This is a genomic window from Brevundimonas kwangchunensis, from assembly GCF_039523815.1.
GTDB classification, from domain to species: domain Bacteria; phylum Pseudomonadota; class Alphaproteobacteria; order Caulobacterales; family Caulobacteraceae; genus Brevundimonas; species Brevundimonas kwangchunensis.
Genome location: NZ_BAAAGA010000001.1, coordinates 433,611 through 459,871, shown reverse-complemented (window position 1 = coordinate 459,871; position 26,261 = coordinate 433,611). Strand labels below are relative to the sequence as shown.

The window sequence follows — 26,261 nt, the reverse complement described above, 5'->3', positions numbered from 1 at the left end:
TCCCGGATCAGCTTCTCAGAGCCGCGCCGACCTTGGTCGCGGCCGCTACCACCTTGTTCGACAGCGCCTCGATCTCCGCGTCGATCAGCGTCGCCTCGACAGGCTGAAGCTGGACCTCCAGAGCGACCGACTTCATGCCCTCCGGCACGCCGCTTCCGCGATAGACGTCGAATACCCGCACGTCGGTGATCAGGGCCTTGTCGGCCCCGGCCACAGCGCGGACCAGATCGCCGGTCGCCTTGGCGTCCTCGACCACGAAGGCGAAGTCGCGGGTCAGGGGCATCAGATTGGCCAGACTGGCTGCGCCACGCGCCTTGGACTTCGCGCCGCGCGGCTCGGGCAGGGCGTCCAGCACGATCTCGAACGCCAGCATCGGCGCATCGGCGTCCAGCGCCTTCAGCACGCGCGGGTGCAGGGCGCCGAACTCGACCATGACGTTCTTCGGACCCAGCTGCAGACGAGCTGAACGGCCCGGATGCCACCAATCGCGGTTCTGACCCTGCACCAGTTGCAGCGAGGCGACCGGTGCGCCCAGTTGCTCCAGCAGGGCCATCAGATCGCCCTTCATTGCGAACAGGGCATCCTCGGCCCCGCCGCCCCAGTGACGGGCGCTGCGCGGCGCGACGAGGCCGGCGATGACGGTGCGCTGACCGTTCGGCTGGTCGTCCAGATAGATCGGACCGATCTCGAACAGGGCGGCGTCCGCGTGGCCGCGCGCGGCGTTGCGGGCGGCGGCCTGGATCAGGTTCGGCAGGGCCGAGGGCCGCATGCAGTCCAGATCGGCCGCGATCGGGTTCTCAACCATCAGCCGCTCGTCGCCGCCACCGAACAGGGCCGCAGTCGATTGCTTGGTGAAGGACCAGGTGACGGCTTCGGCATAGCCCATGGCGGCCAGCGCCCGACGGGCCAGACGCACGCGGGCCTGACGCGGGCTCAGCACGCCACGCGACGGCGCGCCCTGGTCGGGCAGGGGCGTGGACGGCAGTTCACCGAAGCCTTCGATCCGCGCGACTTCCTCGACGAGATCGGCCGGACCTTCGGCATCGCGACGCCAGGTCGGCGGGGTCACCGACCAGGGCGAACCCTTCGCGACCTCGAAGCCGAGGGCGGTCAGGATGTCCGCGATCCGGTCATCGGTCAGGGTCAGGCCGGTCAGCGAACCGACGCGGGCCGGGTCGAAGGCGAAGGCCGACGGCGGAGCCGGAGGCTCGCCGACGATGGCGACCTCGGACGGCTCGCCGCCGCACAGATCGAGGATCAGCTTCGTCGCCAGCTCCAGCCCGTCGCGCACCGAGTGCGTGTCCACGCCCCGGGCGAAGCGGTACTGGGCGTCCGAGTTCAGGGTCAGGGTGCGGCCGGTCTGGGCGATCAGGATGGGATCGAACCAGGCGCATTCGACGAAGACGTCGGTGGTCTCGTCCGAACAGCCGGTGCTCTCGCCGCCCATGACGCCGCCCAGGCCGATCGGCCGCTCGCCGCTGGCGTCGGAGATCACGCACATGGTCGGATCGACCGCATAGGTCTTGCCGTCCAGCGCGATCAGATGCTCGGGCTCGCCCGTGTCGCTGGCGACCTGTCCGGCGCGCACGACGATCTGGTCGCCCGACAGCTTGGCCACGTCATAGACGTGCAGGGGCCGCGCGCGGTCGTAGGAGATCAGGTTCGTCACATCGACCAGTCGATTGATCGAGCGCAGGCCGATAGCCTCCAGACGGCGCTTCAGCCAGTCGGGTGACGGGCCGTTCTTCACGCCGCGAATGAAGCGGCCGCCGAAGGTGGGGCACATCTCCGGCGCGTCGATGCGTACGGTCACGGGCGAGACGAAGGTCCCGGCGATCGGCTCGACATTCGGGGTCGTCAGCGTGCCCAGCCCGGCGGCCGCCAGGTCGCGGGCGATGCCGGCGACGCCCAGCCAGTCGGGGCGGTTCGGAGTGACCTCGAAGTCGATCACAGGTTCGGCGCCGAACACGCCGGCGGCGGGTTCGCCCACCTTCAGGGCGTCATCCAGCTCGAGAATGCCGTCGCTGTCGTCGGCCAGCTCCAGCTCGGCGCCTGAGCACAGCATGCCGTTCGAGACCACGCCGCGCACCGGCTTCTCGACCAGGGTTACGCCCAGGCCCGGCACATAGGCGCCGATCGGGGCGTAGATGGTGGTCAGGCCCGCGCGCGCGTTCGGCGCGCCGCAGACGATTTCCTTCATCCCGTCGACCGTATCGACCTGACAGACCTGCAGGCGGTCGGCGTTGGGGTGGCGCTCGGCCGAGACGATCATCGCAACCGTGAACGGGGCCAGCGAGGCGATCGGGTCGTGGACCTCCTCGACCTCGAGGCCGGCCATGGTCATGGCGTCGGCCACGGCCGTGACGTCCGCCTCGGTGTCGAGGTGCTCCTTGAGCCAGGAGAGGGTGAACTTCATGGCGTCAGGCTTCCCCGCCGTTCGCGGACGGTGCGTCGGGCAGGCCCACCATCTGACGGAACTGCTTCAGGAACTCCGTCGTGCCGGTGAAACCGACCATGTAGAAGGCGCAATCGCGGAAGGCGCAGTTGCGCACGGGGATCACGCCGACGACCTTCGACTCGCCGACCGGGGCGAGCAGCAGGTTGCGGATGTCACCGCTCGCCTCGCCCATGTTGCAGGCGTCGAAGGTGGTGCCCGCCAGCGGCAACAGCACGGCGGGGCCTTCGAAGCGGCAGCGCTCGAACGTCTTGCCGTCGATAAACGGCTGTCCGGCCTGGGCGTGCTCGGCGAACAGCTGCGGCAGCCAGATGTGCTGATCGACGTAGTGCGGCCCGGGGCCGAGGGGCTGCAGGGCGTGGAGGGAAGGGGACTGGGTCATGATTCAGCTCAGGCCGCTGGCCGGGTTCGGTGCGACGAAGGGGGAGAAGCCGTAGTGGGCGAGCCACCGGGTATCGGCCTCGAACATGGGCCGCAGGTCGGAGATGCCGTATTTCAGCATCGCGAGGCGATCCACGCCCATGCCGAAGGCGAAGCCCTGGTACTCGTCCGGGTCGATGCCGCAGGCGCGCAGGACGTTGGGATGCACCATCCCGCAGCCCAGAATCTCCATCCAGCTGTCGCCGGTGTTCAGCTTCAGCTCGCCGCCCGAGCGGTCGCAGCGGATATCCATCTCGGCCGACGGCTCGGTGAACGGGAAGTGGTGCGGGCGGAAGCGCGCATCGACGCCGTCCACCTCGAAGAAGCGGGCGACGAAGGTTTCCAGCGTCCACTTCAGGTGGCCCATGTGGATGCCCTTGTCGATCACCAGGCCCTCGACCTGGTGGAACATCGGCGTGTGGGTGGCGTCGGAGTCCTTCCGGAAGGTCCGGCCCGGCGCGATGATCCGGATCGGCGGCTTCTGCGACATCATCGTGCGCACCTGCACCGGGCTGGTGTGCGTGCGCAGGACCTTGCGCTCGCCGGTCTCCGGGTCTGGCTTCAGGAAGAAGGTGTCGTGCATCTCCCGCGCCGGGTGCTTTGGCGGGAAGTTCAGGGCCGTGAAGTTGTGGAAGTCGTCCTCGACGTCCGGGCCCTCGGCCACCGCGAAGCCCATGTCGGCGAACAGGGCGATCATCTCGTCCATCACCTGCATGGTCGGGTGGACGCTGCCCTTGCGGCGCGGGCGCGACGGCAGGGTCAGATCGACATGCTCGGCCTTCAGCCGGGCGTCCAGCTCCGCCGCTTCCAGCTCGGTCTTGCGAGCCGCCAGCGCCGACTGCACGCGGTCGCGCAGGCCGTTGATCATCGGACCCTTCTCGCGGCGCTCGTCCGGGCTCATGGCCCCCATGCCCTTGAGCAGGCCGGAGATGGAGCCGGACTTGCCGAGCGCGGCGACGCGGATGTCCTCGACCGCCGCAGCGGTCTCCGCCGAGCCGATGGCGTTGATCAGGTCGAGTTCGAGTTGGGCGAGATCGGTCATGTCGCGATCCGTCTAGCGGCTGAGAGGCGCGGCCAAAAGCCCCTGCCGCGGCAGGGAGGCCTTTTCGTGCGCTCTGCGGGCCCCATCTGGACAGCAGCAGCCTGAATGGAGCCTCCCATGACCACCCGTGACGTCGTCTTCCCCGCCAATCCCCATGCCCTTTACGAACATCATCGGTACTCGCCGGCGGTGCGCTCGGGCGACCTTCTGTTCGTGTCCGGTCAGGTCGGTGCCTTGCCGGACGGCTCCCCGGAGCCGGACCTTGCGAAACAGGTCCAGCTGGCTTTTGACAACCTGAACGCCACGCTGGCTGCAGCTGGCTGCACCTTTGAGGATGTGGTCGACGTCACCCTGTTCATGGTCGACCCGGACGCCATCTTCGAGACCATCTGGCCGGTGCTGGGCGCCAACTGGGGCGACAAGCCGTATCCGAACATCACCGCTGTCGGCGTGACCTGGCTGGCCGGCTTCCGGTTCGAGATCAAGGTGATCGCCCGCATCCCGGGCTGACCGACAACGAAAGAGCCCCCCGGCGCGAACCGGGGGGCTCTTTGATCGTCCGTTGCCGGAAAAGGTTTACGCCAGGGCGGCGCGGACCTTGTCGGCGATAGCCTTGAAGCTGGCTTCGTCGGCGGCGATCGCCGACATGACCTTGCGGTCCAGTTCGATGCCGGCCTTGTTCAGGCCGTGGATGAACTGCGAGTAGGTGAAGCCTTCCAGACGGGCGGCGGCGTTGATGCGCTGGATCCACAGGGCGCGGAAGTTGCGCTTCTTGTTGCGGCGGTCGCGGTAGGCGTACTGGCCGGCGCGATCGACGGCGGCCTTGGCCGTGCGGATGGTGTTCTTGCGGCGGCCGTAGAAGCCCTTGGCTTGCTTCAGGACCTTCTTGTGTTTGGCGTGGGACGTTACGCCCCGGGTGACGCGAGCCATTTCGCTATCCTTTCAAATTCTACGTGAGATCAGTCAGATGCGCGCGCCAATCAGGCGTACGGCATGTAGGACTTGATCTTCTTGGCGTCGGCGTCGGCCATGACCGAGGTGCCGCGGTTCTGGCGGATGTACTTGCTGTTGTGGCTGATCAAGCGGTGACGCTTGCCAGCAACACCGGCCTTAACCTTGCCAGTCGCCGTGAATTTGAAGCGCTTCTTGGCGCCCGACTTCGTCTTCAGTTTCGGCATTTTCACTCTCTCTTTTGAGCGGGTTACCGCGTCTGAAGCCCGGAAGCCCCCGATATGGTCGCCCTGATTAGGAACCGCCCAGGCATGCCTGTTCGCCCGACGGTTCGGTACGCGAAGGCGCGGCTTCTAGTCGATGTGGGGGCTCAGGGCAAGCGGAGTCTGGATTTCAGGCCGTTCCAGCCTGCACCTTCGCCTGCTGTGCGCGGAAGGCCCGGCCCGCGTTGATCGCCATGATCGCCGCCGGCACGGTCAGGGCGGCGCCGACCAGGAAGGGCCAGTCGTGGCCGAGGGTGGAGAACAGAGCGCCGGCGCCCATCGGACCGAAGATGCGGGCGATGGAGCCCGAGGCCATGTTCAGTCCCAGCATGGCGCCCTGCCGGTCAGGCGGGGTCGAGCGGCTGATCATGGCCGAGATGTTCGGCATGGCCAACGACATGCCGCACGCTCCCACGGCCATCACGATCGGGATGATCCAGCCCTGCACGACCGGCAGGGTGAAGACCCCCAGATCCAGTGAGACGGCCGGGAACCACCTGGTCGGCGCGACCACCTGCGCGATCAGCGACGCCCCGAACAGCAGCATCCCCGTCGCCAGCACTCGCGCCTCGCCGAACGTCCGCGCCAGCCGCCCGGCGAGGAACCCTTGGTTCAGCGTCGAGACGATGCCCACGATCATGAAGCTGAGCCCCACCTCTCGCGCGCCCCAGCTGTAGCGATCCTCGGCCCACAAGCCGAACACGCTCTCCATCGCCGAGAAACCGGCCATGTAGACCAGCGACACCAGCAGCACCCGCGACACGACCGGATTGGCGCGCGCATCGTGCAGGCCCGACAGGAAGGCGGGGCGCGGCGCCGCCGGATCGGCCTTGGCGCGGCTCTCGCGCAGGAAGACCAGCACGCCCAGCGCCGCCAGAGCGGCCAGCGCGGCCGCGGTGAAGATCGGCAGCTGATAGCCGATATGGCCCAGTTGCGGCTGGGTCAGGAGGCCGCCCAGTCCCGGCCCGACGATGAAGCCCAGACCGAAGGCGGCGCCGATCAGGCCCATCCGCCCCGCCCGCTGCTCCGGCGGAGTGACGTCGGCGACATAACCCTGCACGGTCGAGATGTTGCCGGCGCCCAGGCCGGTGAACAGACGCACCGCGATGGCCAGCCAGATGTTCGGCACGAAGGCCAGCGCCAGATAGCCGACCGCATTGGCCGCAACGGTGATCAGGAGAACCGGCTTGCGCCCGATCCGATCGGACAGCCGGCCCCAGAAGGGCTCGGCGAAGAACTGGCCCAGAGAATAGGCCGAGAACATCAGGGTGATCTGCCACGCCTCGGCGTTCAGGCTCTGGGCGAAGAAGGGCAGCAGCGGCACCACCAGGCCGAAGCCGACCAGATTGATGAACACCACCGAGAAAAGCACGGCCAGCGCCGGCGCCTTGGGTTTCACGGGCTCAGACGAGGGCGCGTCGGTCATGTCGCAGGCTTAGCTGGAATTCCGACCGGCGGAAATGAAAACGCCCCGGCCGTTTCCGACCGGGGCGCTTCTGATTTCTGATCGGATCCAGAGCCTATTTCGGCGCGAGGATCATGATCATCTGACGGCCTTCCATACGCGGGGCGTACTCGACCTTGGCGACTTCCTCGAAGTCCGCCTGAACCTTGTTCAGCAGCTTCATGCCCAGCTCGGGGTGAGCCATCTCGCGACCGCGGAAGCGCAGGGTGACCTTCACCTTGTCGCCCTCGTCGAAGAAGCGGTGCATGGCCTTGGCCTTCACCTCGTAGTCGTGGGTGTCGATGTTCGGACGGAGCTTGATCTCTTTCAGCTCGACGACCTTCTGGCGCTTGCGCGCCTCCGCCTTCTTCTTCTGCTCCTGGAACCGGTGCTTGCCGTAGTCCAGGATCTTGCAGACCGGAGCGTCAGGATTGGCGACGATCTGGACGAGGTCCAGCCCGGCTTCCTCGGCGGCCTCGAGCGCTGCGGACAGCGGCATCACGCCCTGCTTTTCGCCGTTCTGATCGATGAGCAGAACGCGGGTGGCGCGGATTTCCTGGTTGATAGGCGGGCCGTCCTTGACGGGCGGCGCTTGCATGGGACGGCGAATGGGCGTCGGTTCCTTGTGTGGTCGAAAAAGTCTGATGTTCTGACAGGGCGAAGCGCGCGACGGATCGCGACGTTCCTCCCAAGCGGCCCTATATGACCGTCAAACCCCGTATTTTCAAGGCTTCGCGGGCGATGACGCGCCGATGTAGCTGTCGTGTAACTCGATGACCGCGTCGAAGACGTGATCCACCGTCAGGTCCTCGATCGGCGCGAACTGCCCACGCACCTCGTTCGAGGCCGCCGTGCGGGTTTTCTGGCCCCACGGTCCGTACAACCACCATTCGGTCGGCCCGAACAGGCCCAGCGTGGGGCCGCCGAGCGCCGCCGAGACGTGCATCAGGCCGGAGTCGTTGCCCACAAACAGATCAGCACGGGCGATGGCGGCGGCCGAGGCGAGGATGTCGCCCTTGCCGACGAAATCGATGCCGCGTGGCCCGGCAGCCTCGAGCGCTGGCGTCGCCGGCGGCCGGTCGCCGGGTCCGCCGACCGGCATGAACCGCCAGCCGTCGAAGCGCGGCTCGGCCTTCAGGCGCTCGACCAACTGGCCCCAGCGTTCGGCCGGCCAGCTCTTGCCCGGCTGGTGCGCAATGGGGGCCAGAGCGATGATCGGGCCCGGCCCCGCGCCGTCGGCCAGTTGCGGATCGATCACGGCGGCGGCCTCGGCGCGGGCCTGATCGTCCAGCCAGATTTCAGGATCCAGCGGCGTGTCGGAGCCCATCAGCTTCGATACCATCTCGACCTTGCGCAGCCCGGTCTCCCACGAGCGGTTGTAGATCACCCGCCGCCTGGCCGGGATCAGATACGCCAGCGCCGAGCCGCGGATATCGATGACCAGGTCCCAGCGGCGACCGGCGACCTGCTTCCACAGATCGATCCAGTGTCCGGCCATCTTCTTCTTGTCGAGGATGATGGTCTCGACCACGCCGGGCGCGGAGCGGAAGAAGGGCGCCGGCGGCCGGCCGCAGGCCACGGTGATCCGGGCGCCCGGCAATTGGCGGCCGATCTCGCGGATCACGCCAGACGAGATCACGCAGTCGCCGATGCGGTTGGAGGTGACGAACAGGACCGTGGGTTCGGACACGCTTTACGCCTTCGCTTCTCTGTTCCGGGTTCGCTATCAGTCCCCGAACGATTTCGCGAGAGGAAGCCTCATGGATCAGGTCGAACGGCTGGCGCGCTCCGACGGCGAAACCCTCGCCCTGAAGCGGGTGGCGGGCTCCGGGCCGACTGTGGTGTGGATCGGCGGGTTCCGTTCCGACATGGAGGGGACCAAGGCGCTGGCCCTTGACGCCGCCGCCCGCGAGCGGGGCTGGAACTACGTCCGCTACGATCATTTCGCGCATGGCGTCTCCTCCGGCGACTGGCGGCAGGCCACCATCGGGCGCTGGCGCGAGGACGCCATCGCCCTGATCGGCAGCCTCGAGGGGCCCGTTATCCCGGTCGGATCGTCGATGGGCGGGTGGGTCGCGCTGCTGCTGGCGCTCGCCCGTCCCGACCGGATCGCCGGGCTGGTGCTGGTCAATCCGGCGCAGGACTTCACCGAGCGCCTGATGTGGCCCGGACTGTCCGACCATGTCCGTCAGGCCATCATGCGCGACGGCGAGGCCCTGATTGTCGAGGAGGGGCTCGGCGAGTACGTCCTGACCCGCAACATGTTCGAGGAGGCCCGGAGCTGGCTGTTGCTTGATGGCGCTATCGAAATCACTGCGCCGGTGCACATTCTGCAAGGCCGCGCCGACGATACGGTCCCGTGGCGTCACAACGCCGCCCTGGTCGAGCGACTCAACGGCGGCGATGTCACACTGGACCTGATCGAAAACGGGGATCATCGTCTGTCGACGCCCGCCGACCTCGCTCGCCTGATCGAGGCGGTGGAACGAAAACGGGTCTGACGCCTAAGCTATCTGTTGTCCCAGGAGATCATCATGCGCCGCCTCATCCTTGCCGCCCCTGCGGCTCTCGCTCTCGCCCTCTCGGCCTGCGCGACCGCCGAATCCGGCCCCAATGCCTATCAGGCCGAGGTCGATCGACTGACTGCGACCTGCACCGATCGGGGCGGGATCATCGCGCCGACCGGGGCCAACACCGGCCGCGCGCCACAGGACTATGTCTGCCAGATCCGCGGTCAGCCTGCCCGCGGCGGCTGATCCCAAGGAGTCCGGAGCCTCCCGCCTCGGCGGGAGGCGTTCCGCCTCAGAGCAACGCGCTGATAGCCGCGCGCGCGGCGTCGCCGAGATCCGCCCGCTTTAGCGCCAAAGCGACGTTGGCCCGCAGCAGCCCGATCTTGTCGCCGCAGTCGTGGGTCACGCCCTCGTACTCGTAGGCGGTGAAGGACTGGGTCTGCATCAGACGCGCCATGGCGTCGGTCAGCTGGATCTCGCCGCCGGCGCCGCGCTCCTGCGTCTCAAGCAGGTCGAAGATCTCCGGCTGCAGGATGTACCGGCCCGAGATCGACATGTTTGACGGCGCCGTGCCCTGGGCCGGCTTTTCCACCATCCCCTTCATCGCGAAGCGCCGGCCATCGTGCGCCGACGGGTCGATGATGCCGTACTTGTGGGTCTCGCTCTCCGGCACCTGCTCGACGCCGATCACATTGCCGCCGACCTCGGCGTAGACGTTGGCCAGCTGCTTCAGGGCGCCCGGCGCCGAGTCGACGATCACGTCCGGAAGGATCACAGCGAACGGCTCGTCGCCGATGATGTCCCGCGCGCACCAGACCGCGTGGCCGAGGCCCTTGGGCTGCATCTGGCGCGTAAAGCTCATTTCGCCGGCCTCGGCCAGCTCCGCATTCATCATCTCGAGGATGTCGGTCTTGCCCTTGGCCAGAAGCTGGGCTTCCAGCTCGATCTGGTGGTCGAAATAGTCCTCGATCGCCTGTTTGGCGCGACCCGTGACGAAGACGATGTGTTCGATCCCCGCCTCGCGGGCTTCCTCGACGATATAGCTGAGGATTGGTCGGTCGACGACGTTCAGCAGTTCCTTGGGCGTGGTCTTGGTGCCGGGCAGCACGCGCGTGCCCAGACCGGCGACAGGCAGCACGGCCTTGCGGAGGCGGCGAGGGGAAGCGGTCATCGGGTATCCTGAACAGCGAAGTCGGCCACCCTAACGCATGAGGCGGCCGAAGCGATCACTCGACGGTGACGGACTTGGCCAGGTTGCGCGGCTGGTCGACGTCCGTGCCCTTCTGAACGGCCGTGTAGTAGGCCAGCAGTTGCACGGGAATGGCATAGACCAGCGGCGCGATCAGGGTGTGGCACTCCGGTGCGTCGACCCGACGAATGCCGGCGCCATGCGGATCGGGAGCCGACTTCGGCGCGATCATGATGACCGGGCCGCCGCGGGCCGCGACTTCCTGCAGGTTCGACGCCGTCTTCTCATAGACGTCGTCCAGCGGGGCCAGGGCCACGATCGGCGTCAGTTCGTCGACGAGGGCGATCGGCCCGTGCTTCAGCTCGCCGGCGGCATAGCCCTCCGCGTGGATGTAGCTGATCTCCTTGAGCTTCAGCGCGCCTTCCATAGCCAGCGGGAACATCGAGCCGCGACCGAGGAACAGCACGTCCGTCGCCTTGGCGAGCTCGTGGGCGACGTCCTTGAGTGCGTCCTCCATCTGCATCGCCTCGGCGATCAGACGGGGAGCCTCGAACAGGGCCTTGACCAGTTCCGCCTCGCGGGTCGGGTCGATCGTCCCGCGTTGAACTCCGGCGGTCACCGCAAGAGCCAGCAGGGCGGCGACCTGGGCGGTGAAGGCCTTGGTCGAGGCGACACCGATCTCCGGCCCCGCGTGGGTCGGCCAGAGATGCCCGGCTTCCCGCGCCATCGAAGACGAGTGGACATTCACCAGGGCGGCGGTATCGAGCCCCTTCTGCTTGCACCATGACAGGCTGGCGAGGGTGTCGGCCGTCTCACCCGACTGGCTGACGGCCACGCCGAGCGTGCCGGGCGTCAGCGCCGGGTTGCGGTAGCGGAACTCCGAGGCGATCTCGACGTCGCAGGGCAGGCCCGCCAGTTTCTCGAACGCATAGCGCCCGATCTGTCCGGCATAGAAGGCCGTGCCGCAGGCGATGATCTGGATGCGATCGATCTTCGAGAAATCGGTATCGCCCGGTTTCACCTTGCCGTTCACGAAGTCGAGGTAGTGGCTCAGCGTGTGCTGCACGCTGTCGGGCTGCTCATGGATTTCCTTCTCCATGAAGTGCCGGTACTCGCCCTTCTCGACCAGGGCCGACGAGGCCGAAACCTGGACGATGGCACGATCCGCAGGCGCGCCCGAGGCGTCGAACATGCGGGCGCCCGAACGGTCGAGCGCGACGAAATCCCCTTCCTCGAGATAGCTGATCTTCTGGGTGAAGGGACCGACCGCCAGGGCGTCCGAGCCGAGGTACATCTCGCCCTCGCCCCAGCCGACCACCAGCGGGCTGCCGCGACGGGCGCCCAGGATCAGCTCGTTCTCGCCTTCGATCAGGACCGCCAGGGCATAGGCGCCGGTCAGCTGGTCCAGCACCACCTTGAACGCCGCCAGCGGATCGTTGTGACGCTCCAGTTCGCGGTTCATCAGGTGCGCCACGACCTCTGTGTCGGTCTGGCTCTCGAAGTCGCTGCCGCCGGCGATCAGGTCGGCCTTCAGTTCGGCGAAATTCTCGATGATGCCGTTGTGGACCAGCGTCACCCGGCCAGCCTTGTGCGGGTGAGCGTTGGCGGTGGTCGGCGCGCCGTGCGTCGCCCAGCGGGTGTGGCCGATGCCGACCGTCGCTTCCAGCGGCTCCTGCATCAGAACGGCTTCCAGTTCACGGATCTTGCCCTTGGCGCGGCGACGCTCGATGCGTCCATCGACCAGGGCGGCGACCCCGGCGGAGTCGTAACCGCGATACTCAAGCCGTTTCAGGCTGTCGATCAGACGGGGAACGGCCGGTCCGATGCCGGTGACGCCGATGATGCCGCACATGGGGAGAAACCTCGGAGATTTACACGTTCCGCGCTTGGCATGGCCGCGCGGGAGGGTCTAAGCCGACCCTGACTGTCCTGCGCCTTCCTCTAGGCGACAGTGGTCGGCTATTACACCTGAAAAGCGGTTTCGCAACGTTACGGCGAGCCGCAGTAGAGGATCGAGAGCGTTGGCTGAGCGGCGATATTTCGGCACGGATGGCATCCGGGGCCGGGCCAATACCCACCCGATGACGCCGGAGGTGGCGCTGCGCGTCGGACTGGCTGCGGGGCGTCTTTTCATGTCTGCGGACGACCGCCGGCATCTGGTCGTCATCGGCAAGGACACGCGACTGTCCGGCTACATGATCGAACCGGCGCTGGTGGCCGGGTTCAGCTCGGCCGGGATGGACGTCCTGACTTTCGGGCCTCTGCCGACGCCGGGTGTGGCGATGATGACCCGCTCGATGCGCGCGGATATCGGCGTCATGATCTCGGCCTCGCACAACAACTTCGCCGATAACGGCATCAAGCTGTTCGGTCCTGACGGCTACAAGCTGTCGGACGAGGTCGAGCTGAAGATTGAGGCGATGATGGACGAGGCGCTGGACACCGATCTGGCGGCTCCTGATCAGCTGGGCCGGGTCAAGCGTATCGACGACGCCCAGGCGCGCTACATCGAGATCGCCAAGGCCAGCTTCCCCAAACGCCTGAGCCTGCAGGGCCTGCGCATCGCCATCGATTGCGCAAACGGCGCTGGCTACAAGGTGGCGCCGACGACGCTCTACGAGCTTGGCGCCGAGGTCTTCCCGGTCGGGGTCGAGCCGAATGGCGTGAACATCAACGAACAGTGCGGTTCGACCCACCCCGACACGCTCGTCGAGGCAGTGAAGCGCTACCGCGCGGACATCGGCATCGCCTTGGATGGTGACGCCGACCGTCTCATCATCTGCGACGAGAAGGGCCAGATCGTCGACGGCGATCAGATCATGGCACTGGTCGCTCTGGACTGGTCCCGGCGTGGCCTTCTCACCGGCGGCGGCCTGGTCGCCACCGTGATGTCCAACCTCGGTCTCGAGCGCGCGCTGATTGCCGAGGGTCTGACGCTGGAGCGTACCAAGGTCGGCGATCGCTACGTCATGGAGCGCATGCGCGAGGGCGGCTTTAACGTCGGCGGCGAGCAGTCGGGCCACATCATCCTGCACGACCACGCCACGACCGGCGACGGCCTGATGTCGGCGCTGCAGGTGCTGGCGGTGCTGGTCGAGTCCGGCCGGCCGATGAGCGAACTGGCCCGCCAGTTCGACAAGGTCCCGCAGCTTCTCCAGAACGTCCGCTACACCGCCGGCAAGCCGCTGGAGGACGCGCAGGTCAAGGCCGCCATCGCCGACGCCGAGGCTCGCCTTGCAGGCCAGGGCCGTCTGCTCGTCCGCCCGTCCGGCACCGAGAAACTGATCCGCGTCATGGCCGAGGGCGACGACGAGGCGTTGGTGAGGTCGGTAGTCGCGGATGTCGCCGCGGCGGTGAAGGCGGCGGGTTAACCCGCCACCGGCTCCACCGTCAGCACCACCGGATCCGGCGCGCCAAGCCCGCCGTTGTGGCAGGTCGCGGCGCGGAACTGCAGGTCATGACAGATGCGCACCTCGCGCAGACGGTTGCCCGAGGCCACGGCGATGAAAATGGCGTCGCGCGGCAGGCCCGGATTGGCGGCGACGAAGGCGTCCCGGATCTGGCCCGCCGTCGGCCCGCGGTCCCCGTTGCTCGCCAGCGTCGTCGGATCGGGGCGTTTCAGGTTGTCGTAAAGCACCGCCGCCTGTTCGAAATACGCCTCTGGCGTCTCCCAGCCGCAGGTGCCGTGCGCCGCCCATTCGTGCTGGACCAGATCGACCGAGGGCGTGCGGCACAGGTTGGCCCGGATGGTCGCGTCGCTGACCCGCGTCGCCGGACGGCAGTAGCGCGGATAGGGCCGGCCGTCCGAGTTGGGCCACAGGCCGTGCAGGGTCCAGCCGAAGCGGTTCTCGCCGCCGCAGGCCAGATCGCCCTGACCGTCGCCGCCAGCCTTGCAGGTCTCCGGCATCCAGGTGACCGCCAGCATGTGGAAGCGGATCGGCCGGTCGGCGACCACTTCATCCGGCCGCACCGTGGCCATGTGCGGCGCCGGCAGGGTATCCGGCAGGACGCAGGACGAGGCGACTTCGGTCCCGGTGACCGGCAGGGTCGTGGGCGGCGCGCCTTCGCAGGCGGCAAGGGCCAGCAGCAGGCCGACGGCGGCCGTTCGTTTCAGCATCATGCCGCGGTCTCCCCACCCAATGTCTTCGCCATGTCCTCGATCCGCTTGCGGATGTCCGGCACGGCGATCGTTTCCCAGAAAGCCGCGCGCGCCGGCGGCCCCAATACCAGCAACCGCGGATCGGTCGCGCCATCCGCGTCCAGCACCCGACCCTGCGCATCCAGGTCCAGCCCCAGCCGCAGCGCATCCAGACGCGCCCGGCCCGAGGCCAGCAGCGGGCCGGTCAGCGGGTCCTTCGCCGGATCATGCCCCGGCCCGGTGCAGTCGATCAGCCACCGCGCCGTCAGCGGCGGCTGGGCCGGTCCCGACCGGGGTTTGAAGCTCAGGCTGACGCCATCGGCGTCCTGTTCGATCCGTGACACCCGACCGGCCGTCACCGTCATTCGCCCGCCCGCCTGAAGCGCAGCGAGAGCGGCCGCGATACCGTCGGCGATCCGGTGTCGGTGAACATCCCACCAGGGGCGCAGGTGCCGGACCAGTCGCGCCCTTGTCCGCGTGTCCGCCGCCTGCCAAAGCTCGGCGGTGATCGGGCGCAGGCCCTCCATCATTCCGCGCCAGTTCGCGTCGCCGGACAGCCGGCGCGCCTCGTGCAGCCGTTGCGACGGCGCGGCCTTCAACAACACATCCGTCGGCGCGATGGCCGCGTCCGGCCGGGCCTCGTGTCCACGCGGCGTCAGGCCCCGGCGCGACAGCGTCTTCGCCTTGCCGCGCCAGCCCCGGGCCTCCAGCCACAGCACCATGTCCACCATCGTCAGGCCGGTGCCGACGACGATCACGTCATCCTGGGGCCCTATCCTGTCCAGCGCCCCGGGCGCCCAGGGATCGCCGATGACCCGTCCCTCGACCTCGCCGGACGATGCGGCCTTGGGCGTCGGATTGCCCGTGGCCAGCACGACGGCGTCGCCTTCAACCACCCGCCCGTCCGCCAGCCGGACAGCAGCGCCGTCGATGGCTTCAGCCTCGCCGAGCACGCGGGAAATCAGACCCGGACACGCAGCGTCCACCGCAGCCAGACGGTCCTGAACATAAAGGCCATAGAGCCGCCGCGGCGCGAACCCTTCCGGCGCGGCATGGTCGGGATGGTGTTGCGTGAGCCAGCTCACGAAGTCGTCCGGCCGACCCTCGACCGCCGTCATCCGGTTGGAGCGGACGTTCAGCAGGTGGCCGTCGAACGGGGTCGCATAGGCGACGCCCAAACCGAAATCCCCGCCCCGGTCGATCAGGGTCGAGGCGATCCCGCCCTCGGCCAGCCGTGCGGCCAGCATGGCTCCGGAGAACCCGCCGCCGATGATCGTCACGCGCTGGATCTTGCCGTCCATGTCGCCTCCCGGATGCCCGCTTCTGGACCGGGTCGCATCCGGGGTCAAACTCCGGGCGCGTCGGGTCGAAAAGGCGGAGCCTTTTGAGCGCGCCCTGCGAAAAGAAGATCAGATTTCCTGGTTGTAGGCGCCGATCTCTTCGTACTTCGCGAGTCGGGGCTTCACCTCCTCGCGGAACAGGGCGCGCATGTCGTCCTCGGAGCGCATGCTCTCGACCACGACCACCAGCTCCGGCTTGTTGGACGAGGCGCGGACCAGCACCCACGAGCCGTCTTCCAGATGCACGCGCACGCCGTTCACGGTGATGGCCTCGACGATCCTGCGGCCCAGGATTTCGCTGCCGGCGTCGGCCAGCGCTTGGTACTCGGCCACGATCCGCTCGAGCACGCCGTACTTCAGCTCGTCGTCGCAGTGCGGGCTCATGGTCAGGGACGTCCAGGCGTCCGGCAGGGCCGCCTTCAGCTCGGACAGCTGCTTGCCCGGATTGCGATCCAGCATGGCCAGCACGGCGCCGGCCGCCACGATGCCGTCGTCATAGCCATGGCCCAGCGGGGCATTGAAGAAGAAGTGGCCCGATTTTTCAAAGCCCGCCAGCGCGCCCAGCTCGGCCGTCTTGCGCTTGATGTAGCTGTGGCCCGTCTTCCAATAGACCGTCTGCGCGCCATTGGCCGCCAGCACCTCGTCGGTCTTGTACAGGCCGGTCGACTTCACATCGACGACGAAGGTCGCGTTGGGGTGCAGGGCCGACAGGTCGCGGCCCAGCATCAGGCCGATCTTGTCGGCGAAGATTTCCTCGCCGGTGTTGTCCACCACGCCGCAGCGGTCGCCGTCGCCGTCGAAGCCCAGGGCGAGGTCGGCGCCCGTCTCCTTCACCCGCGCCGCCATCTGCATCAGCATGGCATGGTCTTCCGGGTTCGGATTGTACTTCGGGAAGGTGAAGTCCAGCTCGGTGTCCATCTCGATCACCTCGGCCCCCATCCGGCGCAGGGCCTCCGGGGCGAAGGCGCCGGCGGTGCCGTTGCCGCAGGCCGCGACCACCTTGATCGGCCGGCTCAGCTTCACCCGCTTGGAGACTTCCTCGATGTAGCGCTCGCGGAAGTCGTCGATCCGGGTCAGCGTGCCGCCGGCGCGGCTGACGCCCTCGGCATTCAGCACGATGTCCTTGAGGCGGCCGATCTCGTCCGGCCCGAAGGTCAGCGGCGGATTGGCGCCCATCTTCACCCCGGTCCAGCCGTTCTCGTTATGGCTGGCGGTGACCATGGCAACGCACGGGGCGTCCAGCTCGAACTGGGCGAAATAGGCCATCGGAGAAAGAGCCAGGCCGATGTCCAGCACCTCCATCCCGCCTTCCAGCAGGCCCAGCGTCAGCGCCTGCTTCACCGACAGGGAGTAGCCGCGGAAGTCGTGGCCCACGACGATCTTCGGTGTCTGGCCGATCTCGTGGATGTAGGTCGCCAGACCCAGGCCCAGCGCCTGGATGCCCAGCAGGTTGATTTCCTTCTCCAGCACCCAGCGCGCGTCGTACTCCCGGAAGCCGGTGGCCTTGACCAGAGGGATGGTCTCGTACTCCGCCGTGTTCGGACGAATGTCGGCGCGGGGCTTTTGCATCGGTGATCCTGGATGGCCGTAAGGTGCGGCGAAGCTGGCCCGACTTGTAGCCGCGCCGCTCGCGAAGCCGCAACAACGCACGAGTTCGCGGCGAGGTCCCCGGAACTGCGAATCGCACCGAACCTTGACCCTTTCCGACCCCCGGCCTACCCCGGTTCGACGTTCACCGGAGACCTGCATGCCCCGCCTGATCCTGTTGCGCCACGGCCAGAGCCAGTGGAATCTGGAAAACCGCTTCACCGGCTGGGTCGATGTCGATCTGACGGGCGAGGGCGAGGCCCAGGCCCGGCGCGGCGGCGAACTGATCGCGGAAGCGGGCTTCAAGCCGGCGGTCATGTTCACGTCGGTCCTGAAACGGGCGAAGCGCACCGGCGCGCTGGCGCTGGACTCGGCCGGTCTGAAGGATGTGCCGGTGGTCGAGGATTGGCGTCTGAACGAGCGCCACTACGGCGGCCTCACCGGGCTGGACAAGGCCGAGACCGCTGCGAAGCATGGCGAGGATCAGGTGAAGATCTGGCGGCGCAGCTACGACATTCCGCCTCCTCCGCTGGCTCCGGGCGGCGAATGGGACTTCACCGCCGACGCCCGTTATGTCGGCAAGGACATCCCGGCTGCCGAAAGCCTCAAGACCACGCTGGATCGCGTCCTGCCCTACTGGAACGAGGCCATCGCTCCGCGCCTGCAGGCCGGCGAGGATGTGCTGATCGCCGCCCACGGCAACTCGCTGCGCGCCATCGTCAAACATCTGTTCGGCGTGCCGGACGACCAGATCGTCGGTGTCGAGATCCCGACAGGCAATCCGCTGGAGATCGATCTGGACGCCGGCCTGAAGCCGACGGCCGCCCGCTATCTGGACCAGACCCGCGCCACGCCGCTGCCGGCGGTCGGAGCCTGAACATGACCACCGCGCAGCAGGCCTCCGACGACATCCGCTTCATGGGCCGGGCCATTGCGCTGGCCAAGGCGCGGATGGGCCAGACCTGGCCGAACCCGGCGGTCGGTTGCGTGATCGTCAAGGATGGCGAGGTGGTCTCCGAAGCCGCCACGGCTCCGGGTGGCCGTCCCCACGCCGAGGAACAGGCTGTCCCCGCCGCCGGCGACACGGCGAAGGGCGCAACCGCCTATGTGACGATGGAGCCCTGCGGCGCTCGCTCGTCGGGCCGTATCTCCTGCTCCCACTTTCTGATGGACGCCGGCGTGACCCGCGTGGTGGTCGCTGCTGTCGATCCGTCGCCTTTCGCCTCGGGGCGGGGCGTCGAGCGCCTGCGCAAGGCGGGGCTGGAGGTCGAGACCGGCCTGCTGGCCGAGGAAGCGGCGGTTCTCTACGAGGGCTATCTCCACCGCGTCGAGACCGGCCGGCCGATGGTCCGCATCGACGAGACGGGCGAGGGCTTCGACGCCCGCTTCGCCGCTTCGTCCAGATCCGATCTCTCGACCGAGCTCAAGCGGCTGGGCGAGGCCGGCTACACCCGCGTCTGGGTGGGGCCGGGAGAACTGGCCGAGGCGTTGAAGGAGCAGGGTCTTTTGACCCTCTGATTGCAAGCTTCGCGTAACGCTCGATTCCAAACGCTTTTTTAAGCGGCAGCGTGCCATTCTGGGTCAATGTCGGGGAACACGACCACAGCGGCCGGACGGCGCCGTCTTGATCAACAGGAACTGGACGCGATCTGCGCCCGGCACGATCGCCTGTGGCAGGCCAAGCCCGGCGGTGCGCGCGCGGTCTTCGCATGGCTGGACCTGAGCGGCCTCAGCCTCGCCGGTCGCAACCTCGCCGACGCCGACTTCGCCGCCGCCTGCATGATCGGATGCGATCTCACCGGCGCCACCCTCGACAACGCCACCTTCTTCGGCGCCGACATGCAGGAGGTCGTCCTGAAGGACGCCAGCATGCGCCGGGCCGACCTGCGCGGGGCCTGCCTGCGCGGCGCGGACCTTACGGGCGCGGACCTGTTCGAGGCCGACCTGCGCGAGGGCACCATCGCCGCCTCGGACCCCAAGCTCGGCTTCCGGGTGATCGAGGCCCAGCAGCGCAACGACACCCAGGCCCAGGGCGCAAACCTGTCGGGCGCAAACCTCGAGCGTTCCAAGCTGACCGGTATCGTCGCCGTCTCGGCCGATTTTTCCGACGCCATCATGAAGGACTGCAAGCTGGTCCGGGCCAACCTGAAGCACGCCAGCTTCCGCGGCGCGGACCTCGCCGGCGCGGACATGTCCGGCTGCGACCTGACCGGCGCGGACCTGCGCGATGCGGTGCTGGTGGGCGTCAAGGCCGCCATGTGGCGGACCGACGGGGCCGACATGTCCGGCTGCCTGACCGACCGCGCCTCGGGCGCTCCGGTCGACAACATGCCGGCCGCCGACATGCTGGCCGAACATGCGCGCTGGTGTGAGACCGGCGGCGGCGAGGGGCAGCCCTCGGTGTTCGACGGGGTCGATCTGCGATCCCTCCGCTCGATCCGCGGTTACAACCTCACGGCCCTGTCGGCCAAGGGCGCGGTCTTCTACGGCCTCGATATGGAGGGCGTGCAGCTTCAGGGCGCGCACCTCGAGGACGCAGATCTCCGCTCGGCCAATCTGAAGGGCGCCGATCTTCGTGGCGCGCGCCTCGCTCGCGCCCGGTTGTCCGGCGCCGATCTTCGCGGCGCCCAGCTGGGGCCGCTGATGATCGGGCCCGAACGCCTGCTTCCGGCCGATCTGACCGGGGCCAATCTCAAGAGCGCCGATTTGTCGGGCGCCGATCTCAAGCGCGCCAACCTGACCGGCGCTGACCTGACCCGGGCCATCATGCGCGGCGCCTGTCTGCGTCAGGCCGAGCTGGACGGCGCCATCACCGCCGGCGCGCGGGGCATCGACTTCAGCTGACCACGAAAAAGGGGCGACGCATCGCGCCGCCCCTTCATCAGGCTTCGTTGAAAGCGGGTCTTACGCCGCCTTCGACTTCTTGCCCTCGATCAACGGCTTGCCGGCGCCGATCTCGATGCGGCGGGGTTTCAGCGCCTCCGGCAGTTCACGGGCCAGCTCGATCGACAGCAGGCCGTTGTTCAGGTCCGCGGTCTTCACCACCACATAGTCGGCCAGCTGGAAGCGGCGCTCGAAATCGCGCTCGGCCAGGCCGCGATGCAGATAGGTGCGCTCGGCGCCCGCGTCGTCGTTAGCGGTCTTGCGGCCGGTGACGGTCAGCAGGTTCTCCTTCACCTCAAGCGTCAGCTCGTCGGGCTTGAAGCCGGCGACGGCGATCTCGATGCGATAGGCGTTCTCGCCGGTCGTCTCGATGTTGTAGGGCGGCCAGCCGTTTTCCTGGCTGGTGCGCGCGGCGCTTTCCAGCAGACCGGCCAGACGGTCGAAGCCGACGGCCGAACGATACAGCGGCGAGAAATCATAGGTACGCATGGTCATCCTCCTGAGGATCAGCAAGGTGAACCGGTCCCGCGGTTTGGCGCCCGGACCGGCAGTGGGAGATCAGTCCGGTCGGCCCGCATTCGGCCCCGTCCGGTCTGGAGACCCCGACATCGGCGGCCTCGGGGAATGAGTTAGGAGGTCGCGATCCGCGTTCAAGGGGACGGATGGCGCGTTCAAGGTCGCGTGATTTCGTCGCTTGTCGCCGAACCTCGCTTGCCCCTGCCGCCGGTGACGGTCAGGGTCCCGCTCACTGAAGTCGACGCCGTTCTGAAGGAAGACGTCCATGCGCCTTGTCGCCCTCGCCGCCGCCGCGGCCGTTCTCGCTCCTGCCCTCGCAACCGCCCAGACCCTGCCGGCCATGCCGACGCTGGACGAGACCCCGGCCCAGCGCACCGCCCGTCGCGCCGCCATGGCCCCGCCGGTCCTTCAGGAAGATACGGCCCTGCAGGCCGCTGTCGCCTCGGAGACCCGCCCGGCCTCGGACCGCGCCCGCGACCAGTTCCGGCATCCCTTCGAAACCCTGACCTTCTGGGGCCTGCGTCCCAATCTGACGGTGGTCGAGATCGAGCCGGGCCGCGCCGGCTGGTGGCGCAACATCCTCGAGCCCTACGCCGCCGCGACCGGCGGGACCTACGTCGGCGTCAACCGCCCGCTGGAAGGCATGGGCGTCGCCGACGGCTCGGCCGACATGGTCGTGGTCGCCCGCGCCCTGCACAACTGGCACCGGGCGGGCCGAACCGCGCCCTATATGGAAGCCTTCTTCAAGGCCCTGAAGCCGGGCGGCGTCCTCGCCATCGAACAGCACCGCGGCCCCGAGGGCCTGAACCCCGACCAGACCGCGCCGACCGGCTATGTGTCCGAAAGCTATGTCATCCACGCCGCCCAGGCCGCCGGGTTCGTTCTTGAAGAACGGAGCCAGCTGAACGCCAACCCGAAGGATGACCATGACCATCCCTATGGCGTCTGGAGCCTCCCGCCCAACCGGGTCAGCGCGCCGCGTGAGGGCAACACCCTCGACCGGCCGACCCCGCTGACCGAGGCCGAGCGCGCCGAGCTCGACGCGGTCGGCGAGAGCGACCGCATGACCCTCCGGTTCCGCAAGCCGGGCTGAGCCGTGCAGGCTTTGACCCCGTCCGGGAACACGGTTAAGCCCGGTTCGACCGGGGCGTATGTCGACGAGCCGACGCGCCCGACCGGGGGACGTGCATGAGTGATCGAACGAAGGGCCGGCGCATTTCGCCGTCGCGCCGGAGCGTGCTTTCCGGCGTTGCGGCGGCGGCCTTGCTGGGCATGTCGGCGTGTGGCCGGCGCGAGCAGACGGCCGAGCCGCCTGCGACGCCCGATGGCCCGGCCAAGGGTTCGCTCGAATGGGCGGTGCAGGGGCCATGGCGCGTGCAGGACGCCGGCCGCGACGTCTGGCGTCACCCCATGGAGACCCTGCGCTTCTTCGGCCTCCAGCCGCGCATGAAGGTGGTCGAGTTCTGGCCGGGAAGCGGCTGGTACACCGAGATCCTCGCGCCCTATCTCGCCGAGGGCGGCGGAACCTATGTCGCCGCCGGCTTCCAGACCGGTCCCGGCGCCGACCCGGCCCAGGTCCAGCTGATGGCCGCCTTCCAGCAGCGCTTCGCAAACGACCGCCGCCTGTATGGCCAGATCGAGATCAGCGCCTTCGGCGCCACGTCCGGTCCGGTGACCGAGGCCGGCACGGCGGACATGGTCCTGTTCATGCGCAGCATCCACCAGTGGATGGCCGCCGGCATCGCGGAGAAGGCCTTCGCCGATGCCTTCGCCGCCCTGCGGCCGGGCGGCGTTCTCGGCATCGAGCAGCATCGCCTCGCGCCCGACCAGGATCAGGATCCGGCTGCGGCGAACGGATACGTCCAGGAAGCGTTCGTCAGACAGCTGGCGGCCGAAGCGGGCTTCGCCTTCGTCGCCGCGTCCGAAATCAACGCGAATGAAAGAGATACCAAGGATCATCCATTCGGCGTCGAGACCCTTCCGCCGCGGAGCCTCACGGCGCCGCGCGGCTCTGCGCCCGATCCGACCTTCGATCGTAGTAAGTACGACGAGATCGGTGAGAGTGACCGAATGACCTTGAAGTTCAGGAAACCCGAGTGAATCGAGCCGCCGCCTACGCCGCCAACGCACCCCTGATGGGGGTCCCGGGCGCCTCCGCGCCTCCGGGCGGTCAGGGCGAATGGTTCCGGGGCGCCGGCGGCCTGCGTCTGCGCGCGGCTTTCTGGACCCCCTCGGCCCTCGTCGCGCAGAAGCCTCGCGGCACGGTCGTCCTCAGCCCCGGCCGGACCGAGCCGATCGAGAAATATTTCGAGGTCATCGGCAACTTCCTCGCCCGCGGCTGGTGCGTTCTGGCCCATGACTGGCGCGGCCAGGGCCTGTCGGCCCGCCTGCTGCCGGATCGCCTCAAGGGCCACGCCCGCGCGGTCGAGGAATTTCTCGACGACTACGCCCGCCTGCTCGACGCCTTCGAAACCCGTGCGCCCAAGCCCTGGGTCATGGTCGGCCATTCGATGGGCGGCGTGCTGAATCTGATGACGCTGGAGAACGGCGAGAGCCGCTTCTCGGGCGCCCTGTTGTCCAGCCCCATGCTGCGCATCAAGACCGGCAAGCGGTCGATGTGGTCAGTCAAGCTGGCGGTGCGCTGGAACCTGCGTCACGGCAAGGCCGGCGACTATGTGCTGGACGATGCGGACGATCCCTTCGACCACACGTTCGACAAGGACGCCCTGACGTCCGACGAGACCCGTTACGAACAGTGGCGTCAGCAGCTGTTCGCCTGCCCGCACCTCGCCGTCGGCGGCCCGACCTGGGGCTGGTTGGCGTTCGGTCTCGATGTCGGCGAGCGCGCACTCAAGCCCAAGGCGCTGAAGGCCGTCCGCGTTCCGGTCGCCATCGTGCAGGCCGCCGAGGACGACCGCGTCTGGAAGCAGACCAACAAATGGGCGGCCAAGCGCCTCGGCCGCGGCCGGTACGTCGAGGTGCCCTTCGCGAAGCACGAGGTCATCATGGAGACGGACGACAAGCGCGCCGTCTTCCTTGAGGAGTTCGACGCCATGGCGGCCTATGTGTCGCCGGTCGAGGACCTGAGCCCGATCGCGCCGGCTGATCCCGTGCCCGCGACGGAGCCGAGCGCCGCCTAGAGCGCCGCGCGCTTCAGCGTCACCAGCGCCTGATCGCGTATGCGGGCGTCGCCGACGGCCAGGATCTGTCCCGAGCCGTCCGGCGTTTCGCCGCGCCAGTTGGTGACCTCGCCGCCGGCCGCCTCGATCACGGGAACCAGCGCCGACCAGTCCCAGACCTTCAGCCCGCTCTCGGCGACCAGATCGATCCGCCCGTCCGCCAGCATGGCATAGGCATAGGCATCGCAGCCCAGGCGGGCCAGCCGCGCCGCCGCCCGGACCTGTGTCCAGGCGCCCAGTTCCGAGCCGGTGAAGATGGCCGGGTCGGTGGTGGCGATGATGGCGTCGTTCAACGTCTCGATGGGCCGCGTCTTCAGCGGCCGCGATCCGCCGCGCGAGATCAGTTGGCCGCCCGAGGGTCCGCCGACGAACACCTCGTCCAGATAGGGCTGCGCGATGGCGCCCACGACGGGCCTTCCGTTGTGGCGCAGGCCGATCAGCGTGGTCCACAGCGGCAGGCCGGCGATGAAGGCGCGCGTCCCGTCGACGGGGTCGAGCACCCAGACGAACTCGGTGTCCGGCCGGTCCTCTCCATACTCCTCGCCGATGACCCCATGGTCCGGATAGCGGGCGGCGATCACCTTGCGGATCGCGGCCTCCGCCTGCTTGTCGGCTTCCGTGACGGGGTCGAAGCCCGCGGCGCCGCCCTTGTCGACATGCCCGATGTCCGAGCGGAAGAAGGGCAGGGTGACCTCGGCCGCGGCCGACGTCAGCTCGACGATGAAGCGCTCAAATTCGGTCATGACGGGCGGGATACTCACGCCCCGCCGTCATGTCACCCCGCAACCGCGTGCAATCGGTCGCAGGGGTAGCCGATCAGGCCGCGTCTTCGGCGTGCAGCGACTTGGCCAGGTCCAGAAGGCGACGGCGCGGCTTCTCGTCCAGCTGGTAGTAGGCCTGGATCAGGTCGAGCGTTTCCTTGCGGGAAAACATCTCTCCACCCTGATTGGCGGCCTCCCTGCGTTCGATGGCCTCTTCCAGGCCGTCGTAGAAATAGCTGACCGGCGATTCCAGCGCCTCGGCGAGCTGCCACAGGCGGGCGGCCGAGATGCGGTTGGCGCCGCACTCGTACTTCTGGATCTGCTGGAAGCGGATCCCGACCTGCATGGCCAGCTGTTGCTGGGTCAGGCCCAGCAGGCGACGGCGGCGGCGCAGGCGGCGTCCGAGATGAAGATCGATGTCCGAGGCCATGTCCCCGTTCCCCTTTGATCAAGCCTGTCCCGAAGCGGGACGTCTCCCCCCTCAAGCGGCAAGGGGCGTGCCGCGCTCGCGTCTTGGGGGATTGTCGCCGAGCAGCGTTCTTCACCATGTCAGGCAACTGTAACGCTGGAGAGACGTTTGCCCGCCCGAGCGTTGCTTTTTCAGGAGATAGAAATGGGCTTGGGTATCATTGGCTGGATCGTCATCGGCATCGCAGCCGGCTGGCTGGCCGAACAGGTCATGGGTCGTAACCACGGTCTGCTGACCAATCTGATTGTCGGCGTCATCGGCGCCCTGCTGGGTGGCTTCATCGCCAGCAACCTGCTGGGGATCGCCGTCGGCGGCTTCAATCTCATCACTCTGCTGGTCGCCTTCCTCGGCGCCTGTCTGTTGCTGTTCCTGGTCGGCCTCATCAAACGACGCGGCTGATCCGACGGCCATCGAAACGAAAGGCGGTCCCCATCGGGACCGCCTTTTTGTTTGCCCGGAGTGCAGACGTGAAAAAGGCGGCCCCGGGGGACCGCCCTTTCCACTTCAAGTGTCGTCAGCCGATCAGGCTTCCGGTTCGGCCGGGGCCGGCTCCGGGGTCGGTTCCGACATCGGCTCGCTCGGCGGCGTGGCCGGTTCGACAGAAGACGGCTCGCTGGCGGCCGACGGATCGACCGGGGCCGGCGGAGCCGAAGGCTCGGCGGCAGGGACGCCCGATTCATCGGCAATCGGCGGAGCGGCCTGGAACTCGGCGGCCGTCCAGCCCACCGCGACCTTCTCGCCTTGCTGGCTGATGCCGGTGGTCGGAACGGCGCGGACCGAACCATCCGCGCCACGTACCGTCAGTTCCTGGCCGGCGTCGCCGTTACGGGCGCCAACCAGTTGGCCAAGATCCTGACCATCCGAGCTGACGATCGTCTGGCCGGGGTTGAGGGTGAGGCTCTGCGGAGCGGCCTCCTGCGCGGGCTGTTCAGCCGGGGCGGGAGGAGTTTGCGGCGCCGTGCTGTCCTGAGCGAACGCGGGAGCGGTCATGAGGAGCAGGCCGGCGACGCCAGTGAGGAGCGCGGTCTTACGCATGATGTCTCTGCCTTGTTTGCACGAGCGGGGAGAGCTCGCATGGAGATACAAACACACGATGTGACGGATTGTTTCGACC

Annotated in this window: 28 protein-coding genes; 11 read left to right on the top strand and 17 right to left on the bottom strand. The window is 68.0% G+C overall.

What is annotated here, in order from left to right; translation table 11 throughout:
• Positions 1 to 7 precede the first annotated feature (7 nt).
• From pheT to pheS, 3 genes are read right to left on the bottom strand one after another with little or no spacing between them, the layout of a single operon-like run.
• Positions 8 to 2,416, bottom strand: coding sequence for a phenylalanine--tRNA ligase subunit beta (gene pheT, locus ABDZ95_RS02195; RefSeq protein ID WP_343789687.1), 2,409 nt, complete (start codon positions 2,414 to 2,416; stop codon positions 8 to 10).
• Between the two features lie 4 nt (positions 2,417 to 2,420).
• Entirely contained in the window at positions 2,421 to 2,837 is a 417-nt protein-coding gene (locus tag ABDZ95_RS02190; protein ID WP_343789684.1) for a hypothetical protein, read from the bottom strand.
• A gap of 3 nt (positions 2,838 to 2,840) precedes the next feature.
• Positions 2,841 to 3,917 (bottom strand): phenylalanine--tRNA ligase subunit alpha, encoded by a 1,077-nt coding sequence (pheS, locus tag ABDZ95_RS02185; protein ID WP_343789682.1) that lies wholly within the window; start codon positions 3,915 to 3,917, stop codon positions 2,841 to 2,843.
• A 117-nt stretch (positions 3,918 to 4,034) separates the two neighbouring features.
• Between pheS and ABDZ95_RS02180 the strand changes: the two genes are divergently transcribed.
• Positions 4,035 to 4,427 (top strand): RidA family protein, encoded by a 393-nt coding sequence (locus tag ABDZ95_RS02180; RefSeq protein WP_343789679.1) that lies wholly within the window; start codon positions 4,035 to 4,037, stop codon positions 4,425 to 4,427.
• 66 nt (positions 4,428 to 4,493) lie between these two features.
• Here ABDZ95_RS02180 and rplT read toward each other — a convergent pair whose 3' ends face one another.
• From rplT to ABDZ95_RS02155, 5 genes are all read right to left on the bottom strand, one after another.
• Positions 4,494 to 4,847, bottom strand: coding sequence for a 50S ribosomal protein L20 (gene rplT / locus ABDZ95_RS02175; protein WP_343789676.1), 354 nt, complete (start codon positions 4,845 to 4,847; stop codon positions 4,494 to 4,496).
• A gap of 50 nt (positions 4,848 to 4,897) precedes the next feature.
• On the bottom strand, positions 4,898 to 5,095 hold the full coding sequence (gene rpmI, locus ABDZ95_RS02170) for a 50S ribosomal protein L35 (protein ID WP_003166435.1): 198 nt from the start codon (positions 5,093 to 5,095) through the stop codon (positions 4,898 to 4,900).
• 166 nt (positions 5,096 to 5,261) lie between these two features.
• Positions 5,262 to 6,557, bottom strand: a complete 1,296-nt coding sequence (locus tag ABDZ95_RS02165; RefSeq protein WP_343789673.1) for an MFS transporter — start codon at positions 6,555 to 6,557, stop codon at positions 5,262 to 5,264.
• Positions 6,558 to 6,651: 94 nt separating this feature from the next.
• Positions 6,652 to 7,173, bottom strand: a complete 522-nt coding sequence (gene infC, locus ABDZ95_RS02160; RefSeq protein WP_343789670.1) for a translation initiation factor IF-3 — start codon at positions 7,171 to 7,173, stop codon at positions 6,652 to 6,654.
• 126 nt (positions 7,174 to 7,299) lie between these two features.
• On the bottom strand, positions 7,300 to 8,265 hold the full coding sequence (locus tag ABDZ95_RS02155) for a glycosyltransferase family 9 protein (RefSeq protein WP_343789667.1): 966 nt from the start codon (positions 8,263 to 8,265) through the stop codon (positions 7,300 to 7,302).
• 70 nt (positions 8,266 to 8,335) lie between these two features.
• On the opposite strand from ABDZ95_RS02155, the gene ABDZ95_RS02150 reads away from it, so the two are divergent.
• Positions 8,336 to 9,076, top strand: coding sequence for an alpha/beta fold hydrolase (locus tag ABDZ95_RS02150; RefSeq protein ID WP_343789664.1), 741 nt, complete (start codon positions 8,336 to 8,338; stop codon positions 9,074 to 9,076).
• 33 nt (positions 9,077 to 9,109) lie between these two features.
• Positions 9,110 to 9,331, top strand: coding sequence for a hypothetical protein (locus ABDZ95_RS02145; RefSeq protein ID WP_343789661.1), 222 nt, complete (start codon positions 9,110 to 9,112; stop codon positions 9,329 to 9,331).
• Between the two features lie 46 nt (positions 9,332 to 9,377).
• Here ABDZ95_RS02145 and galU read toward each other — a convergent pair whose 3' ends face one another.
• Entirely contained in the window at positions 9,378 to 10,256 is an 879-nt protein-coding gene (gene galU / locus ABDZ95_RS02140; protein ID WP_343789658.1) for a UTP--glucose-1-phosphate uridylyltransferase GalU, read from the bottom strand.
• A 55-nt stretch (positions 10,257 to 10,311) separates the two neighbouring features.
• Positions 10,312 to 12,126, bottom strand: coding sequence for a glutamine--fructose-6-phosphate transaminase (isomerizing) (gene glmS / locus ABDZ95_RS02135; RefSeq protein WP_343789655.1), 1,815 nt, complete (start codon positions 12,124 to 12,126; stop codon positions 10,312 to 10,314).
• Between the two features lie 169 nt (positions 12,127 to 12,295).
• On the opposite strand from glmS, the gene glmM reads away from it, so the two are divergent.
• Complete coding sequence (glmM, locus tag ABDZ95_RS02130) at positions 12,296 to 13,645, top strand: phosphoglucosamine mutase (protein WP_343789652.1); 1,350 nt, start codon at positions 12,296 to 12,298, stop codon at positions 13,643 to 13,645.
• Here the strand turns inward: glmM and ABDZ95_RS02125 are convergent.
• The 3 genes from ABDZ95_RS02125 to ABDZ95_RS02115 all read right to left on the bottom strand — a co-directional run bounded on the left by ABDZ95_RS02125 (position 13,642) and on the right by ABDZ95_RS02115 (position 17,321).
• The gene (locus ABDZ95_RS02125) at positions 13,642 to 14,394 is read right to left on the bottom strand and encodes a ribonuclease T2 family protein (RefSeq protein ID WP_343789649.1); all 753 of its coding nucleotides are present in this window, start codon (positions 14,392 to 14,394) and stop codon (positions 13,642 to 13,644) included. The two genes, glmM and ABDZ95_RS02125, sit on opposite strands and share 4 nt — an antisense overlap.
• Positions 14,391 to 15,713, bottom strand: a complete 1,323-nt coding sequence (locus ABDZ95_RS02120) for an FAD/NAD(P)-binding protein (protein WP_343789646.1) — start codon at positions 15,711 to 15,713, stop codon at positions 14,391 to 14,393. The genes ABDZ95_RS02125 and ABDZ95_RS02120 overlap by 4 nt, the downstream gene beginning before the upstream one ends.
• A 108-nt stretch (positions 15,714 to 15,821) precedes the next feature.
• A complete protein-coding gene (locus ABDZ95_RS02115; protein WP_343789643.1) occupies positions 15,822 to 17,321 on the bottom strand; it encodes a phosphomannomutase/phosphoglucomutase in 1,500 nt (499 codons plus the stop codon).
• A gap of 178 nt (positions 17,322 to 17,499) precedes the next feature.
• On the opposite strand from ABDZ95_RS02115, the gene gpmA reads away from it, so the two are divergent.
• From gpmA to ABDZ95_RS02100, 3 genes are all read left to right on the top strand, one after another.
• Entirely contained in the window at positions 17,500 to 18,216 is a 717-nt protein-coding gene (gene gpmA / locus ABDZ95_RS02110; RefSeq protein WP_343789639.1) for a 2,3-diphosphoglycerate-dependent phosphoglycerate mutase, read from the top strand.
• 2 nt (positions 18,217 to 18,218) lie between these two features.
• Positions 18,219 to 18,857, top strand: coding sequence for a bifunctional diaminohydroxyphosphoribosylaminopyrimidine deaminase/5-amino-6-(5-phosphoribosylamino)uracil reductase RibD (ribD, locus tag ABDZ95_RS02105; RefSeq protein WP_343789636.1), 639 nt, complete (start codon positions 18,219 to 18,221; stop codon positions 18,855 to 18,857).
• A gap of 66 nt (positions 18,858 to 18,923) precedes the next feature.
• A complete protein-coding gene (locus tag ABDZ95_RS02100; RefSeq protein ID WP_343789633.1) occupies positions 18,924 to 20,183 on the top strand; it encodes a pentapeptide repeat-containing protein in 1,260 nt (419 codons plus the stop codon).
• Positions 20,184 to 20,243: 60 nt separating this feature from the next.
• Here the strand turns inward: ABDZ95_RS02100 and ABDZ95_RS02095 are convergent, their stop codons facing one another.
• Complete coding sequence (locus ABDZ95_RS02095) at positions 20,244 to 20,711, bottom strand: Hsp20 family protein (RefSeq protein WP_343789630.1); 468 nt, start codon at positions 20,709 to 20,711, stop codon at positions 20,244 to 20,246.
• A gap of 292 nt (positions 20,712 to 21,003) precedes the next feature.
• Between ABDZ95_RS02095 and ABDZ95_RS02090 the strand changes: the two genes are divergently transcribed.
• The 3 genes from ABDZ95_RS02090 to ABDZ95_RS02080 all read left to right on the top strand — a co-directional run bounded on the left by ABDZ95_RS02090 (position 21,004) and on the right by ABDZ95_RS02080 (position 23,878).
• A complete protein-coding gene (locus ABDZ95_RS02090) occupies positions 21,004 to 21,831 on the top strand; it encodes a class I SAM-dependent methyltransferase (protein WP_343789627.1) in 828 nt (275 codons plus the stop codon).
• 95 nt (positions 21,832 to 21,926) lie between these two features.
• Positions 21,927 to 22,838 carry a class I SAM-dependent methyltransferase gene (locus tag ABDZ95_RS02085; protein ID WP_343789624.1) on the top strand — a complete coding sequence of 304 codons (912 nt, stop codon included), beginning with the start codon at positions 21,927 to 21,929 and terminating at the stop codon, positions 22,836 to 22,838.
• Positions 22,835 to 23,878 (top strand): alpha/beta hydrolase, encoded by a 1,044-nt coding sequence (locus ABDZ95_RS02080; RefSeq protein ID WP_343789621.1) that lies wholly within the window; start codon positions 22,835 to 22,837, stop codon positions 23,876 to 23,878. The genes ABDZ95_RS02085 and ABDZ95_RS02080 overlap by 4 nt, the downstream gene beginning before the upstream one ends.
• On the opposite strand, the gene hisN is transcribed toward ABDZ95_RS02080, so the two are convergent.
• Positions 23,875 to 24,660: a histidinol-phosphatase gene (gene hisN / locus ABDZ95_RS02075; RefSeq protein WP_343789618.1), complete on the bottom strand. Its 786-nt coding sequence runs from the start codon at positions 24,658 to 24,660 to the stop codon at positions 23,875 to 23,877. The genes ABDZ95_RS02080 and hisN overlap by 4 nt on opposite strands.
• Positions 24,661 to 24,733: 73 nt before the next feature.
• A complete protein-coding gene (locus tag ABDZ95_RS02070; RefSeq protein ID WP_343789614.1) occupies positions 24,734 to 25,108 on the bottom strand; it encodes a helix-turn-helix domain-containing protein in 375 nt (124 codons plus the stop codon).
• Between the two features lie 183 nt (positions 25,109 to 25,291).
• On the opposite strand from ABDZ95_RS02070, the gene ABDZ95_RS02065 reads away from it, so the two are divergent.
• A complete protein-coding gene (locus ABDZ95_RS02065; RefSeq protein ID WP_343789611.1) occupies positions 25,292 to 25,546 on the top strand; it encodes a GlsB/YeaQ/YmgE family stress response membrane protein in 255 nt (84 codons plus the stop codon).
• Positions 25,547 to 25,669: 123 nt separating this feature from the next.
• On the opposite strand, the gene ABDZ95_RS02060 is transcribed toward ABDZ95_RS02065, so the two are convergent.
• Positions 25,670 to 26,182 carry a superoxide dismutase gene (locus tag ABDZ95_RS02060; RefSeq protein WP_343789608.1) on the bottom strand — a complete coding sequence of 171 codons (513 nt, stop codon included), beginning with the start codon at positions 26,180 to 26,182 and terminating at the stop codon, positions 25,670 to 25,672.
• Positions 26,183 to 26,261: the final 79 nt, after the last annotated feature.

Coding starts and splice junctions, on each gene's coding strand:
- ABDZ95_RS02115 (WP_343789643.1), bottom strand. CDS start 17,321: ATGCAAAAGCCCCGCGCCGACATTCGTCCGAACACGGCGGAGTACGAG.
- pheT (WP_343789687.1), bottom strand. CDS start 2,416: ATGAAGTTCACCCTCTCCTGGCTCAAGGAGCACCTCGACACCGAGGCG.
- ABDZ95_RS02085 (WP_343789624.1), top strand. CDS start 21,927: ATGAGTGATCGAACGAAGGGCCGGCGCATTTCGCCGTCGCGCCGGAGC.
- ABDZ95_RS02190 (WP_343789684.1), bottom strand. CDS start 2,837: ATGACCCAGTCCCCTTCCCTCCACGCCCTGCAGCCCCTCGGCCCCGGG.
- ABDZ95_RS02095 (WP_343789630.1), bottom strand. CDS start 20,711: ATGCGTACCTATGATTTCTCGCCGCTGTATCGTTCGGCCGTCGGCTTC.
- ABDZ95_RS02150 (WP_343789664.1), top strand. CDS start 8,336: ATGGATCAGGTCGAACGGCTGGCGCGCTCCGACGGCGAAACCCTCGCC.
- ABDZ95_RS02090 (WP_343789627.1), top strand. CDS start 21,004: ATGCGCCTTGTCGCCCTCGCCGCCGCCGCGGCCGTTCTCGCTCCTGCC.
- rpmI (WP_003166435.1), bottom strand. CDS start 5,095: ATGCCGAAACTGAAGACGAAGTCGGGCGCCAAGAAGCGCTTCAAATTC.
- ABDZ95_RS02100 (WP_343789633.1), top strand. CDS start 18,924: ATGTCGGGGAACACGACCACAGCGGCCGGACGGCGCCGTCTTGATCAA.
- ABDZ95_RS02165 (WP_343789673.1), bottom strand. CDS start 6,557: ATGACCGACGCGCCCTCGTCTGAGCCCGTGAAACCCAAGGCGCCGGCG.
- ABDZ95_RS02060 (WP_343789608.1), bottom strand. CDS start 26,182: ATGCGTAAGACCGCGCTCCTCACTGGCGTCGCCGGCCTGCTCCTCATG.
- ABDZ95_RS02065 (WP_343789611.1), top strand. CDS start 25,292: ATGGGCTTGGGTATCATTGGCTGGATCGTCATCGGCATCGCAGCCGGC.
- ABDZ95_RS02120 (WP_343789646.1), bottom strand. CDS start 15,713: ATGGACGGCAAGATCCAGCGCGTGACGATCATCGGCGGCGGGTTCTCC.
- gpmA (WP_343789639.1), top strand. CDS start 17,500: ATGCCCCGCCTGATCCTGTTGCGCCACGGCCAGAGCCAGTGGAATCTG.
- ABDZ95_RS02070 (WP_343789614.1), bottom strand. CDS start 25,108: ATGGCCTCGGACATCGATCTTCATCTCGGACGCCGCCTGCGCCGCCGC.
- infC (WP_343789670.1), bottom strand. CDS start 7,173: ATGCAAGCGCCGCCCGTCAAGGACGGCCCGCCTATCAACCAGGAAATC.
- galU (WP_343789658.1), bottom strand. CDS start 10,256: ATGACCGCTTCCCCTCGCCGCCTCCGCAAGGCCGTGCTGCCTGTCGCC.
- ABDZ95_RS02145 (WP_343789661.1), top strand. CDS start 9,110: ATGCGCCGCCTCATCCTTGCCGCCCCTGCGGCTCTCGCTCTCGCCCTC.
- hisN (WP_343789618.1), bottom strand. CDS start 24,660: ATGACCGAATTTGAGCGCTTCATCGTCGAGCTGACGTCGGCCGCGGCC.
- ribD (WP_343789636.1), top strand. CDS start 18,219: ATGACCACCGCGCAGCAGGCCTCCGACGACATCCGCTTCATGGGCCGG.
- glmS (WP_343789655.1), bottom strand. CDS start 12,126: ATGTGCGGCATCATCGGCGTCACCGGCATCGGACCGGCCGTTCCCCGT.
- ABDZ95_RS02180 (WP_343789679.1), top strand. CDS start 4,035: ATGACCACCCGTGACGTCGTCTTCCCCGCCAATCCCCATGCCCTTTAC.
- ABDZ95_RS02125 (WP_343789649.1), bottom strand. CDS start 14,394: ATGATGCTGAAACGAACGGCCGCCGTCGGCCTGCTGCTGGCCCTTGCC.
- pheS (WP_343789682.1), bottom strand. CDS start 3,917: ATGACCGATCTCGCCCAACTCGAACTCGACCTGATCAACGCCATCGGC.
- rplT (WP_343789676.1), bottom strand. CDS start 4,847: ATGGCTCGCGTCACCCGGGGCGTAACGTCCCACGCCAAACACAAGAAG.